Source organism: Novosphingobium sp. TH158 (assembly GCF_002855555.1).
Taxonomy (GTDB): Bacteria; Pseudomonadota; Alphaproteobacteria; order Sphingomonadales; family Sphingomonadaceae; genus Novosphingobium.
Window position 1 is genome coordinate 170,107 of sequence record NZ_PKRT01000001.1, and the last position, 13,467, is coordinate 183,573.

Sequence of the window (13,467 nt, forward strand, 5' to 3'; positions counted from 1 at the left end):
TGCCGCTTCGCACTTGCGAAAAGGGCGCAAGTCCGCGAAAGGCCACGGCATGACCGATCAAGCCCTTCTCGCCGCCGCACAGGTATCCAAGGCATGGCCTTTCGAAGAAGCCCGCAAGCTTCTGAAGCGCTATCCGGACGGCAAGCCCGATGGATCGCCGGTGCTGTTCGAGACGGGATATGGTCCTTCGGGCCTGCCGCACATCGGCACCTTCCAGGAAGTGCTGCGCACCACGCTGGTCCGCCGGGCATATGAAGTGCTCACCGATGGCGCGCCGACGCGGCTGGTGGCATTTTCGGATGACATGGACGGCCTGCGCAAGGTGCCGGACAACGTGCCCAACCAGGGCCTGCTGACGGCCTATCTTGGCCATCCGCTCAGCCGCATTCCCGATCCGTTCAACAAGTACGAAAGCTTCGCGCACCATAACAACGCGATGCTGCGCGATTTCCTCGATCGCTACGGGTTCGATTACGAATTCGTCTCGGCATCGGATCGCTACAATTCCGGTGCCTTCGACGAGGCGCTGCGCGGCGTGCTGCGCAATTACCAGGCGATCATGGACATCATGCTGCCGACCCTGCGCGAAGAACGTCGCAAGACCTATTCGCCAATCCTGCCCGTCAGCCCGCGCACGCACCAGGTGCTGCAGGTGCCGGTGGAAGTGGTCGATGCCGAGGCGGGCGTGGTCCGCTTCGAAGACCACGGCGACATGGTCGAACATTGCATCTTCGGCGGGCAGGCAAAGCTGCAGTGGAAGGTGGACTGGGCCATGCGCTGGGTTGCGCTGGGCGTCGATTACGAGATGTGCGGCAAGGACCTGACCGATTCCGTGCGCGAAAGCGGCAAGATTGCCCGCGCGCTCGGCGGGCGCCCTCCCGAAGGCCTGATCTACGAGCTGTTCCTTGACGAGAACGGCGAGAAGATTTCCAAGTCCAAGGGCAACGGCCTGACCATCGACCAGTGGCTGACCTATGGCAGCGAGGAGAGCCTTGGCTTCTACCTGTTCCGCGAGCCCAAGAGCGCCAAGTCGCTTCATGTCGGTGTCGTGCCGCGCGCGGTCGATGAATACTGGCAATTCCGCGAGAAGCTCGCGACGCAGCCGGTGGAGCAGCAACTGGGCAATCCGGTGTGGCACTTGCTGCGCGCCAACGGCTACAAGGGCGGCGATGGTGATCGCCTGCCGGTAACCTATGGCCTGTTGCTGAACCTCGTTGGCGTGCTCGGCCCCAAGGCGACGCGCGACCAGGTGTGGTCATACCTTGCCAATTACGTGGCCGATGCGCGACCCGAGGCCCATCCCGAAGTGGACGTTCTGGTCACCTCGGCGCTGGCCTATAACCGCGATTTCATTGCCCCGACGCTCCAGCGCCGCAAGCCGGACGAGAGCGAGGCCAAGGCCCTGGCCGCGCTTGACGAGGAACTGGCGAACGCGTCTGCCGAGGCGACTGCGGAAGAATTGCAGAACATGGTCTACGAGATCGGCAAGGATCCGCACTTCGGCTTCGAACAGCTGCGCGACTGGTTCAAGTGCCTTTACGAGACCCTGCTGGGATCGAGCCAGGGGCCGCGCATGGGCAGCTTCATCGCGCTCTACGGCGTCGAGAATACCCGCAAGCTGATCGCCGAAGCCCTCGGCGATTAACGCCGGAACAAGGCGAGCAGCCGGCTGACAAGGCGGCTGAGCAGTCCTTCGCCGGGTTCCGGCTCGTCTTCTGCCACGCTCAGGCGTGCGCGCAGGCTGTGGCCCTGGTGCTCCGGCGCCGGTGGCGGCGGCGCGGCAGGGGCGACAGCGGCTTCTGGCACCTCGAACAGCTCCGGCAGCGGCTGGACTTCAGGCTCTTCGGGCCGGGCGGGCCATTCGGTATCGCCCATTGCGCGTTCCGGCTGCGCGGGTGCAACCGGCAGGTCCGGTTCCCAGGTGTCGGGATCGAAGGCGGCAGGCTGGGCCTGGGCCTGGGCCGTTTCCTCAAAGGACGTGATTTCGGCGGCTGTCTCTTCAGCCGGTTCCCCAGCATCGGGTTCGATGTCGTTCGCCGGTTGCACAGCGAAGCTCACCGACTCCTCTTCCTCAGACGCTTCAGGCGATGGCTCGGGTGCCTGATCGAGAGCGGGTTCGGGCTCCGGCTCGACTGCGCTGGCGGGTGCGGCTTCGATCTCGACGAAGCTTGCGGGGTCCTCGAATACGTCGGCGGGCGCCGGCAGGGGATCGTATTCGGCAGGCTCCTCGTCCCACTGCGGCGACAGCGGCGAAACAGGCGGCGGGCTTGCTGTGCCGCCCAGCGCGGCGCTGGCCATGGCATCCATGCCGGAATCGGCCTCTCCCTCGGCGAGCGCGAGGACCGGCTGCTTGGCCGTGCGCTTGATGCCGATGCTCAGCAGGCTGGCCTCTTCGACCGCTTCTACCCCGTCTTCGTCAGCGCTGACGTGGGCATGGGCAATGCTGTCCTCTGCCACCGGCTGGGAGACATGCGTCGCCGGAACCGGCACGATCTTGCCTCCGGCCAGATATTCGTCGCAGCTCAGCACGGGGGCATCGAACGAGGGATAGACACCGTTGTTGGCCGTCATCACGCAAAGCGGGCGGCCAAGGCGCCGCCGGGCGGCGGTATCGCGCAGGGCCTGGTGGAACAGCACCGAAAGATAGCAGGATGCGATGGTGCCGGCCTTGATCTCGTCCGGATCGGGGCTGGAGGTGGAAAGCAGGCGCTGCTCAAGCCCGGCAAGGGCGCCGTAAAGATCGTCCACGCCGCGGAAGGAAAGCGCGTGGTCCACCCCTTCGCAGTCTCCTGCCCACTGGCAGCCGAACGAGGAATAGCCGTCGAGCAGGTCGTTCCTGTCCGATTCGGAGAAGGGGAATGCTTCGTCGGAGAAGTAGCTGGTTTCCACCGTCAGGCTGAGCAGCCCCGCGCCGTCGGGCGCCGGGCCGCCACCTTCCGGATCGCCGAAGGACAGGCAGATCGCGGTTACCGGCTGTTCGGCGCGGTCGTATTTGCGGAAGCCCTGATCGAGCTCTTCCCAGCCGGAAATCTCGATATCCTCGTGCGATACATGAAGAAACCGCGCAGGCAGCATCTTGTGGTCGCCGGCAAAGGGCTCGATCAAGGTCCGCAGCCGCCGCGCTGCCGTATCGGCATAGCCCCGGCGCAGCTGGTCTTCGATGGCCAGCCGGAATGCGTCTTCGTGCAACCCGTCGATGGTGATGGAATCCACCCGTGATACTCCCGCACAATTGCAGGGGTACCCTAGGTAACATTGGTTTACCGCCGGTTAGCGAACGGAGAAACCTTGCAGCCTTTTGCCGCAGCGGCATAAGCAAGGGCCAAGAGGCACAGGGACAGGGAATACGATGGCAAACAGGTTGGAAGCGCTGGAACGGTTGCAGGCGCTGCATGCTTCGGGGGCACTGACGAAGCAGGAGTTCGAGGCGGAAAAGCAGCGCCTGCTTTCGGGCGCAGAGGATGCAGGCGGTTCGACGAACTGGGGCCTGATCGCCGGCATCGGCATTCCGGCGGCGCTGGTCGTGGCGCTGGGCGGCTGGTGGTATGCCAGCCAGCTTGGCGAAAAGGCGGATGCCGCGCTTGCCGAAGCGAGCGCATCGGCTTCGGCAAGCGCAGAGGCCAGCGAGGCCGCATCCGCCGCGCCCTCGGCCGCCGCCGATCCCTATGCCGGGGCCGAACTGGTCCAATGCCGCCAGGGCGAATGCTCGTGGGAAAAAGTGCTTTCGGTTCGCACGATCCAGACGACGGCGGATGGCGAGCTGAAGATCACCGAAAGCTACGTCGGCTCATCGCGCGATGATGGCACGGGCACGGGGGCCTATTCGCCGAAGCTGGCGATTTCCTGGGAAAAGCCGGTGGTGCAGACCTACGTGTTCTGTTCGCTCAAGCAGCCGGGCCTTGCCTTCAAGGACCGCTGGGGCGAGGGCGGGTGGATCGGCCACCTGATCGATCCCTACGATACCTACGGCTACAACACGTCGTCCGTGCGCACCTACATGAAGGCGTGCCATGGCCTCGATTTCTATCGCAAGGACATCACCAAGGTGCTGCAGCGCATCGGCTATCGCCCGGGAACGCGCAACGAACAGGTCGAGCTGGCCTCGCCCAAGGACCTGTCGATCGTTCCCTTCGAATAGAGCTCAGCGGCTGGTAGCGATCCAGCGGTCGATCTTCGCTTCCAGCACGGGCAGGGGCAGGGCGCCCGATCCCAGCACCTGTTCATGGAAGGCGCGCAGGTCGAATTTCGGCCCCAGGTCAGCCTCCGCCTTGCGGCGGAGGCGCTGGATGGTCAGCGCGCCCACCTTGTAGGCCAGGGCCTGGCCGGGCCAGGCGATATAGCGTTCCACCTCTGCCGTGGCATCGGTGCGGCCCATGCCCGAATTGGCGAGCATGTATTCGATGGCCTGTTCCCGGCTCCAGCCCTTGGCGTGGATGCCGGTATCGACAACCAGCCGCATGGCGCGCAGCATCTCGTCATCCAGCGTGCCCCAGTGCTGCATCGGGTCCTTGTAGAGTCCCATCGAATAGCCCAGCGTCTCGGCATAAAGCGCCCAGCCTTCGACGAAGGCCGTGTTGCCGCCGAAGCGCTGGAAATCGGGCAGTGAGGTGTTTTCCTGCGCAAGGCTGATCTGGAAATGATGCCCCGGCGCGCCCTCGTGCAGGTAGAGCGTCGCCATGCCGGTCAGGAAGCGGCTGGGCAGGTCATAGGCGTTGTAGAAGAACACGCCTGGCCGGCTGCCGTCCGCCGATCCCTGGTTGTAGGAACCGCCGGCCTCGTACTTCTCGCGGTAAGCGGGATAGGGCTGGATCTCCAGCCGGGTCCGCGGAACCTTGTAGAAATAGTGCGGGATCTGCGCATCGACGGTCCTGGCGATCAAGGCGAACCCTTTGGCCAGCTCCTCGCGCGATTTGGGGTGGTATCGCGGATCGGTGCGCAACACGTCGAAGAACTGGCGAAGGCTGCCGGAGTTGCCGAGGCGGACCTTCACATCCTCCATCTCGCGCTGGATGCGGGCCACTTCCCCAAGTCCGAGCCTGTGCACTTCCTCCGGATCGAGCGAGAGCGAGGTGTGGACCTTGATCAGCTTGCGGTAAAGCCCCGCGCCGCCCTTCATGGCCGAGATGCCCGGCTGCGTGCGGGCAGCGGGCAGGTATTCGTTGGCGAGGAAGTTCCGCAGGCGGCGATAGGCCGGATAAACCTCATTGAGGATGGTATCGGCATAGGCCCTGGCCAGTTGTGGCCGGGCGCTTTCGGGCACCGCCTTGGGGAATTCGAGGATCGGCGCGTAGAACGGGGAATCTTCCAGCTTCTGCGCCAGCAGCGCGTCGATCTGGGCAATCATGTTGCTGGTGGTCAGCCTGGAATCGACCACGCCGCTGGACAGTCCCTCGCGGAACTTCGTCACGGCCTGGTCAAGCACCTTCGGCATGACCTTTTCGAGCGCAAGGGCGGCGCGGTAATCAGCCTCGTTGCGGAAGGGCAGGGCCCCGGCGACAAGCGAGGGAAACTCCACGTGCAGCCCGCCGAAATGGGTGAGCGGTCGCACCGAGGTGAGCGCCAGCACATCGGGCTGGAGCATTTCCAGCTCGGTGCGCTTGTCGCCCTGGAACACGTCGAAGGAAATCTGGCGTTCGGGGCTCAGCCGGCGACGGTCGATCCGGGAGAGGGCAGAAAGGCTCAGCCGGACTGCGGCCAGTTCGCGCCGGTCCAGCGCATCGGTAAAGGTCTGTGCCACGAGCGCCGGATCGGCTGCCTCGCCGCGATAGATCGCCTGCAACGGGTTCAGCTGCCGGTCGCGCTTGGCATCGTGCGCGAACAGCAGCATCAGCTTCTGGTCCTCGCTGCGCGCGGTGACCGACGCTGTCGCCATCGGCGCAGTCGCAAGGCGCGGAGCCTCCTGCGCCAGGGCAGATGGGGCAATCGCCGAACTGGCCAGCAGCGCGATCAGGGGGGCAATCTGCGCCCGGTTCAGCCCCATCGACGTGTCCGGTACCACTTGGTGATCACGTACTTCACCCCCTTGATCACCGGCGTGCCGGCATGCAGCGTATCGGGGTTCGGCGTGCCATCGGGCAGCGCATTGTTCCACACCAGCAGCACCCCGGGCTGCGGCGGAACCGATAGGCCGATGCGGGTGAAATCGGTCGTCCCGCCTTCTTCCACTTCGTTGAGGTAGACCATAGTCGTCCAGCTTCGCTGGCCGCCCCGCTCGGCTTCGCCTTCCCAGTATCCGCCCTTGGTCCAGAACCAGTCGTTATGCTCGCGGAACTGCTGGCCCACCCGGTAGCGCTGGCCTTGCACAGTCTCGCCGAATTCGGGCTTCATGCCCAGGCAATCGTCGATCCGCCGTTCGATCATGCGGACGAAGGAATCGCTGCGATCGACATCGCCGGAATAGCTGGTGCGGTATTCCTCGGTATAGCCGTGGTCATAAAGCGTGGAAGGCCGGGCGACGGAATCGATCAGGTCAATCATCCGCTGGCATTCGGCCGGGCTGAGGAAGTTCTGAATACCATAGATTTCCGCCCGATCGGTCGGGATGCGGTGCGCGCCGGGATCGGCATCCAGCCTTCGCCGCACGGCTTCGCCTACGCGCTTCAGGGCCAGCTTGTCGGGATTCGGGGCGTCTTGGTAAGGATCGGGGGCAGAGGCCATGGCGCTGATTTCAATTTAGGTTCCAGCGCTTGCCTATCGCGCTTGCCGCCAAGGGCAAGCACAAACCGACGAAGGGCCCCCGCCTGCATGGAAGCGAGGGCCCTCTTGCCGGTCCACTCGACCGGAGACGAATGCTTACCAGAAGAAGTTGTGGATCACGTCGACAACTTCGCCGGAGTAGATGTCGACGAGCAAGGCATCGTCATAATACCGGATCCAGCGATAGGGTCCGTAGGCATCCGGCAGGCGGTACTGCCACGGATCGTTGATCCAGTAGTTCGAACCGAAGAACAGGCTGTCGAGGAAGAAGCCGACAGACAGGCGCCGGTACGAATAGTTCCGGTAAGGCGGGTTGTAGTACCCCCAGCGGAACACGTCGCGGTTGCTGTTGCGCCACGAGTACCAGTTGTAGCGGTTGTCCCGTCGCCAGTCGCGATTCCAGCGGCGATAGTCGCCCGAATAGCCCCAGCGCTGGGTGTTGTTGTGGTTGCGCCAGCGATCGTTCGAGCCGGAGTTGCGGTCCGTCCAGCGGTTGTCGCGCCGGTCACGATCGTTGTCGCGCCAGTTGCGATCGTCTTGCCTGCGGCCTTCCCAGCTGGGCCGGGTCTGCCTTGTCTGAGCGGTCCAGTTGTCGTTGCGGCGATCACGATCGCGCGCATCGCTGTTGCGACCGCCCCACTGGCCCTGGGCGACCGGGGCTTGCGGCGTGGTGGTGGTGGTAGCCTGTCCGCCATTGCCGCTCCGGCGCTGTTGCCAGGTGCTGCGTCCGTTCCAGCTACCCGCAGCGGGAGCCTGTGTCTGGACCTGAGCCTGAGTCTGAGCCTGGGCCTGCGGGGCAGGTTGCGCGCGCGGCGTCCACTGGCGACGGTATTCGCCCGCACCGGCGGTCGCTCCGCCGTTCCAGCTGCCGCGATTGCCGCCGCCATTCCAGCTGCGCTGCGCGGGTGCGGCAGGCGCTGCCTGAACCTGCGCCTGCGCCTGAACGGGGACCTGCGCCTGCGGGGCAGACTGCTGGCGCTGGCCCCAGCTGCGGCTGTTGCCGCTGCCGCCCGACCAGCTTCCGCGGCGGCCTTCGCTGTTGCTGCTGCCGATCGTGCCTGCTGCCTCGCCACTGCGACGGCCCCAGCCGCCTTCCTGTGCGTCGGCCGAGGCCGGCAGGGCGAACAGCGACATCGAGGCCGCAAGCGCGGCCAGTCCGCTCGTCTTCATGAACTGCTTTACGGCCATGGCCGTCACTCCAGAACCCGCACCGCGACCCTTCGCGGCGACCATGACTCAGGAGTTAACCCTATTCGACTGTCGCCAAACTGAATGGACTTGGTAGCCTTCCATTCAGGTTTGGCGGCAAGTTCCTGAAGGTCAGCGCGTCAGCTTCTTGTAGGCCAGCCTTGTCGGGCGGTCGGCAGCGTCGCCCAGGCGGCGGCGCTTGTCTTCCTCATAGGCTTCGAAGTTGCCTTCGAACCATTCGACGTGGCTGTTGCCTTCGAAAGCGAGGATGTGGGTGGCCAGACGGTCGAGGAAGAAGCGGTCGTGGCTGATGACCACGGCGCAGCCGGCGAAGTTTTCGATGGCTTCTTCCAGCGCCGCCAGCGTTTCCACGTCAAGGTCGTTGGTCGGTTCGTCGAGCAGCAGCACGTTGCCGCCGGTCTTCAGCATCTTGGCGATGTGGACGCGGTTGCGCTCACCGCCGGAAAGCTTGCCGACGTTCTTCTGCTGATCCTGGCCCTTGAAGTTGAAGGCACCGACATAGGCGCGGGTCGAGGTATCCTGCCCGTTGACCTTCATGTAATCAAGCCCGTCGGAGATTTCCTCCCAGACGTTCTTCTTCGGGTCGAGGTGATCGCGGCTCTGGTCGACATAGCCAAGGCGCACGGTCTCGCCGATCTCGATGGTGCCGCTGTCGGGCTGTTCCTGGCCGGTGATCAGGCGGAACAGCGTGGACTTGCCCGCGCCGTTCGGTCCGATTACGCCGACGATGCCGCCGGGGGGCAGGGTGAAGCTCAGGTCCTCGAACAGCAGCTTGTCGCCATAAGCCTTCGAGATGTTCTTGGCCTCGATCACCTTGCCGCCAAGGCGCTCGGGCACCTGGATGACGATCTGGGCCTTGCCGATCGGGCGGTTGTCCTGCGCGTTCTGCAGTTCCTCGAACTTGCGGATACGTGCCTTGGACTTGGTCTGGCGGGCAGCCGGGGTCTGCCGGATCCATTCGAGTTCGCGCTGCAGGGCCTTCTGCTTGCCGCTTTCCTCGCGATCCTCCTGCTCAAGGCGCTTGGCCTTCTTTTCGAGGTAGGTCGAATAGTTGCCCTCGTAGGGGAAGTACCGGCCGCGATCGAGTTCGAGGATCCAGCCGACCACGTGATCGAGGAAGTAGCGGTCGTGGGTGATCATCAGCACCGCGCCGGCATAGTCCTTGAGGTGGTTTTCCAGCCACTCGACGCTTTCCGCATCGAGGTGGTTGGTCGGTTCGTCCAGCAGCAGGATATCGGGCTTCTGGATCAGCAGGCGGGTCAGCGCGATGCGGCGCTTTTCACCGCCCGACAGGTTGTCCACCGACCAGTCGCCCGGCGGGCAGCGCAGGGCCTCCATCGCCACTTCGAGCTGGTTGTCGAGCGTCCAGCCGTCAACCGCGTCGATCTTGTCCTGCAGTTCGCCCATTTCGGCGCCCAGGGTGTCGAAATCGGCGTCCTCTTCGCACATCAGGGCGCTGATCTCGTTGAACCGGTCAACCATGTCGGCGATGTGGCGGGCACCGTCCTTGACGTTTTCGAGGACGGTCTTGCTCTTGTCGAGCTCCGGCTCCTGCGGAAGGTAGCCGACGGTGATGTTCTCGCCCGGCCAGGCCTCGCCGGTGAAATCGGTGTCGATCCCGCCCATGATCTTCATGAGCGTGGACTTGCCCGCACCGTTCGGGCCGACGATGCCGATCTTCGCACCCTGGTAGAACTGCAGGTTGATGTTGCTCAGCACCGGCTTCTGCGCGCCGGGGAAAGTCTTGGTCATGTCCTTCATCACGAAGGCGTATTGAGCGGCCACGGGGAACCTCTTTGATCGTGCGTGCTGGAAAGTTGACGCGCCTCTACAGGGCGCGGGCGCGCCTCGCAAGCGCGGCCTGCGACAGCTCGCCTACCGCGCGCGGCAGGAAGGCGAAGCCGATGAACCAGGCGGGCAGCAGCAGGCAGGCCCAGTAGAAATTGTCCGGGCGGGAAAACAGCGCAATCATCGCCGCCATGCCCAGGCAATGGAGCAGGCCGAACAGCGCCGTGCCGCGCGGCGCGGCGGCCCAGCCGAGCAGGGCAAGCGGGATCAGCGCAAAGGCGATTGGCTGGGGCAGGCGGTTAAGCAACGAATTGTCGGTCAGGTCGGCAAGCACCCCGGCAATTCCTCGCAGCCCGGTCCATGCCAGCGATTGCTTGTCACCGGGTGCCAGCACGGCGTGTACGGCCTCGGCGTGAAGCCACATGGCGACCGCGAAAACCAGCAATAGGCCGATCCAGCCCAGCGCCTCGCCCCGCCGTCGCTCCAACAGCGCGAAAGCCAGCGCGAGGAAGACGAAAGGCACGGCAATCTCGCGGATCAGGATGGCGCAGCCCGCGAGCAGGAGTGCCCATGGCCAGCGCCTTGTGCCGCGCAGGGTCATGGCCGCGCTGGCAAGCACGCCGGCCCACAGGTCATGCATGGCGACCAGGCCGATCTGGGTGACCATCATGCCGCCCGCAAGGATCGCCAGGGCAACCAGCACCGGCTCAGCCTTTGCCAGCCCCCCCGCGCCATTGGCACGCGTGGCGGCAAGGCGATACCACTGCACCACTGCAAGCAACAGCACGGCGGCGAGCAGCGCCTGAAGCGCAGGCCAGCCAAGCGCCGCCGCCACGTGCGCGAGCGTTGGCAGGCGTATCGTCACGAAGGGGCTGGTCGGATAGTCATGCGCGCGTTGCAGGTCATGCGCGGCCTGATGATAGGGGGTCCCCGCGCTCACCTGCCGGGCGATGTCGTGATAGAGGTCGATGTCCGAATAGCTGCTGCTCGTCACCACGACCTGCGGCGCGGGCTGGGCGGTCTGCGCCGCGCACCAGCCAGCAAACAGCAGCACGAAGGCGATCAGCAGGCGGGCTTGCAGCGGTGACAGCGTGCGGAGCATGGCAAGCTGTTGCCAGCGCTTGCCATTTTCCGCAAGTTCAGGCCCGGATCAGTCCACTGCTGGCTTTGCCGGTAGCGCCGGGAAAACAGGTGGCCAGGACGCGAGCAGGGTCCACGCCGAAGTGCCCGCCCAGCGCCCCGGCGAGCGCGGCATCGATCGGCAGGGTGGGCTTCAGGTCTCGCCCCTCGAACAGCTGCCGCGGGGCAAGGCCCGGCCAGTCGGCCACGACCCGCCCGCCGTCGACCGTGCCGCCCAGCAGCATCAGCAGCGATCCGGTGCCGTGATCGGTGCCGCCCGTGCCATTGGGCGCCACGGTGCGGCCAAACTCTGTCGCCACGACCACCAATGTCTCGCTCCAGGCAGGCCCGAGACCGTCGCGCAGCGCGCCGATCATCGTATCCAGCCCTTTCAGGCCGCGCTCCAGCCGGCCTTTCTGGTTGATATGGGTATCCCAGCCGCCCGTCTCGATCATCGCCACACGCGCGCCTTGCGGTCCGGTGAGCAGGCTGGCCGCAAGCTTGCCGGTGGCGGCGGGATCGGCCCCGGAATCGTCATTCCCGGCCGCCATCTGGCGTGCCTGCATCGAGCTTTCCCACAAACCGTGCAGCTGCGGATCTGCTGCATAGAGCTGCGAGACGCGCTGCATCAGGTCTTCGGTGGCATCGGGCAGGCGCGAATTGGCATAGCTGGCCACTTCGCGCGGGCCGCGCATGGCGGCGGGCACGGTTGGCGCAACCGCCATGGCGCGGGTGCCGCCGGGCAGCAGGCCAAGCAGCCTGTTCATCCAGCCATCGGGGTGCTCATAGGGCTTGGTGCCGCCGGTTTCGAGCACGTTCTGCGCATCGAAGTGCGACCGGTCGCGATAGGGAATGCCGACGCCGTGCACGAACAGCGCCTGCCTTGCTGCATAGAGCTTGCCCATGCCGGCAAGCGATGGGTGCAGGGCAAACATCCCGTCAAGCTTGTTCAGCCCGGCGAACTCTTCCGCTAGTGCGCCGCGGGCACTGGCAAAGGCCGGATCGCCAATGGGCGCGAGCGTGGCCAGCCCGTCCGCCGCGCCGCGCTGGATGATGAACACCAGCCGCCTTTCGGTCTGGCCGGCCGCAGCGAAGGCGATCCGCGCGGGCAACAGGGCGCTGGCTCCCAGGGCTCCGAGCAGGTGGCGGCGATCGAAGGAAAGCAGGGTCATCGCATTACCTCCGCAGCATTTCGGGTGAGACAAACAGCAGCGCCAGCGCCTGCTGCCCGGAATCGGCCCGGGCGATGGCTTGTCGGGTGGCCTCGCTCAGCGAATCGGGAAACAGCTTTGGCGCCAGCGCCCGGGCATCAAGCGCGGTGAGCGAGCGGGCATAGCGGTTCGCCACTTCCACCCGGCGCAGCAGGGCATCGGGTGCGGCCCAGCTGGCAGCAATATCGTCCCACCCGGCAGGCGATCCGGGCTTCCACGGGCTCTGGCCAAGCTGGTTGAGCGTGAACACCGTTGCCTGGGCAGGGAAGGGGACGCCGCTGGCCCGCTGGACGGCGGTCAGCCATTCCCAGGGTTGGCGAAACTTGCTGCCCTTTGCCTCCCAGATCTCGGGCGCGTCGATGAGGATGCGGTAAAGTGCCGGCAAGTCTCCGCCGGTTTTCAGGAACGCCTGTTCCAGCCGGGCAACCAGCGGTGCGGGCGGATCGTCGGCAGCGAAGTGGCGCGCCAGCTTGGTGGCGATATGGCGTGCGGTGGCGGGGTGGGCGGCAAGGTCCATGAGGATGGCCTGACCCATCTTCTCGCCATCATCGGCATAGCGCTTTCCGGCGACCGTGCGCGGACCCGGTTCGTGCAATTGGGGCACGAAGGCATATTCCCCGCTGGTGTAGGGCAGCAGGCGCGCGATCCTGCCAAGGCCGGTCACGGTCCAGCCGGTCAGCGCCTTGGCAAATTCGGTGACGTCGGCCTGCGAATAGCCGCTGCGGACCCCCAGCGTGTGCAGTTCGAGAATCTCGCGCGCGAGGTTCTCGTTAAGCCCCGGCTGGCGCTGTGCACCGCGGCGCTGGGCGGCCTCGGCGAGCTTGCTGTTTGGCCCGATCGACTGCGCCTGATCGAGATAGAGCAGCATGGCCGGGTGGCGTTCGACCGCGAGCAGCATGGAAGAAAACTTGCCCATTACGTGCGGCCGGATCGCCTCGTTCTCGAATGCACCGGCCAGCCCCAAAGTCGCCGGCTTGTCGATCGAGACGGCAAAATGGTTGGACCAGAAGGCAACCAGCCGCTCCATGAACGGCGTGGCAGAGGCAAAGGCGGCCATGTTGCGCGCGGCAGCGGCCTCTACATAGCTCTGGCGCAACGGACGCAGGATTTCCCGCTCGGGATTGTCCGCCTGGGCTGCCATTTGCTGGCCGGACTGCTCCGCCATGGCCTTTTCGCGCTCCTGCCGGTCTAGGCGCACGGCGGCCAGTTGTGTGACGAGCTGGCGGCTGCCCGGCAAAGAGGCGACGGCGGCCGGTGCGGGATCGTACCTCTCCAGCTGGTCCAGCAGCCAGCGGCGCGGATCGGCAGGCGGTGTTTCCCCGGCGCGAATGCCCAGGCCGAAGCGATTGAGAGCTATCTGGATTTGCGGCATCGCGTCCTCCCTCGCGCCATCCAAACGCCTCGAACCTGATCGCAGGCTGAACGAATGTCACGCAGGAATTTC

At 65.4% G+C, this 13,467-nt stretch carries 10 protein-coding genes; 2 read left to right on the top strand and 8 right to left on the bottom strand.

Annotation, left to right across the window (positions count from 1 at the left end):
• Window positions 1–49 precede the first annotated feature (49 nt).
• Window positions 50–1,645: a lysine--tRNA ligase gene (locus tag C0V78_RS00975; RefSeq protein ID WP_101796025.1), complete on the top strand. Its 1,596-nt coding sequence runs from the start codon at window positions 50–52 to the stop codon at window positions 1,643–1,645.
• Here the strand turns inward: C0V78_RS00975 and C0V78_RS00980 are convergent.
• Window positions 1,642–3,213, bottom strand: a complete 1,572-nt coding sequence (locus C0V78_RS00980; protein WP_101796026.1) for a hypothetical protein — start codon at window positions 3,211–3,213, stop codon at window positions 1,642–1,644. The two genes, C0V78_RS00975 and C0V78_RS00980, sit on opposite strands and share 4 nt — an antisense overlap.
• 136 nt (window positions 3,214–3,349) lie before the next feature.
• On the opposite strand from C0V78_RS00980, the gene C0V78_RS00985 reads away from it, so the two are divergent.
• Window positions 3,350–4,138, top strand: a complete 789-nt coding sequence (locus C0V78_RS00985) for an SHOCT domain-containing protein (protein WP_101796027.1) — start codon at window positions 3,350–3,352, stop codon at window positions 4,136–4,138.
• Window positions 4,139–4,141: 3 nt separating this feature from the next.
• On the opposite strand, the gene C0V78_RS00990 is transcribed toward C0V78_RS00985, so the two are convergent.
• The 7 genes from C0V78_RS00990 to C0V78_RS01020 form a co-directional block, all read right to left on the bottom strand.
• A complete protein-coding gene (locus C0V78_RS00990) occupies window positions 4,142–5,980 on the bottom strand; it encodes a DUF885 family protein (RefSeq protein WP_101796028.1) in 1,839 nt (612 codons plus the stop codon).
• The gene (locus C0V78_RS00995) at window positions 5,971–6,657 is read right to left on the bottom strand and encodes a 2OG-Fe(II) oxygenase (protein ID WP_101796029.1); all 687 of its coding nucleotides are present in this window, start codon (window positions 6,655–6,657) and stop codon (window positions 5,971–5,973) included. The genes C0V78_RS00990 and C0V78_RS00995 overlap by 10 nt, the downstream gene beginning before the upstream one ends.
• Before the next feature lie 135 nt (window positions 6,658–6,792).
• Window positions 6,793–7,929, bottom strand: coding sequence for an RcnB family protein (locus C0V78_RS01000; protein ID WP_254049772.1), 1,137 nt, complete (start codon window positions 7,927–7,929; stop codon window positions 6,793–6,795).
• Window positions 7,930–8,016: 87 nt separating this feature from the next.
• A complete protein-coding gene (ettA, locus tag C0V78_RS01005) occupies window positions 8,017–9,690 on the bottom strand; it encodes an energy-dependent translational throttle protein EttA (RefSeq protein WP_101796030.1) in 1,674 nt (557 codons plus the stop codon).
• A 43-nt stretch (window positions 9,691–9,733) separates the two neighbouring features.
• A complete protein-coding gene (locus C0V78_RS01010; RefSeq protein WP_101796031.1) occupies window positions 9,734–10,795 on the bottom strand; it encodes a hypothetical protein in 1,062 nt (353 codons plus the stop codon).
• A 37-nt stretch (window positions 10,796–10,832) separates the two neighbouring features.
• On the bottom strand, window positions 10,833–11,984 hold the full coding sequence (locus tag C0V78_RS01015; RefSeq protein WP_101796032.1) for a DUF1501 domain-containing protein: 1,152 nt from the start codon (window positions 11,982–11,984) through the stop codon (window positions 10,833–10,835).
• Between the two features lie 4 nt (window positions 11,985–11,988).
• The gene (locus C0V78_RS01020; protein WP_101796033.1) at window positions 11,989–13,395 is read right to left on the bottom strand and encodes a DUF1800 family protein; all 1,407 of its coding nucleotides are present in this window, start codon (window positions 13,393–13,395) and stop codon (window positions 11,989–11,991) included.
• Window positions 13,396–13,467: the final 72 nt, after the last annotated feature.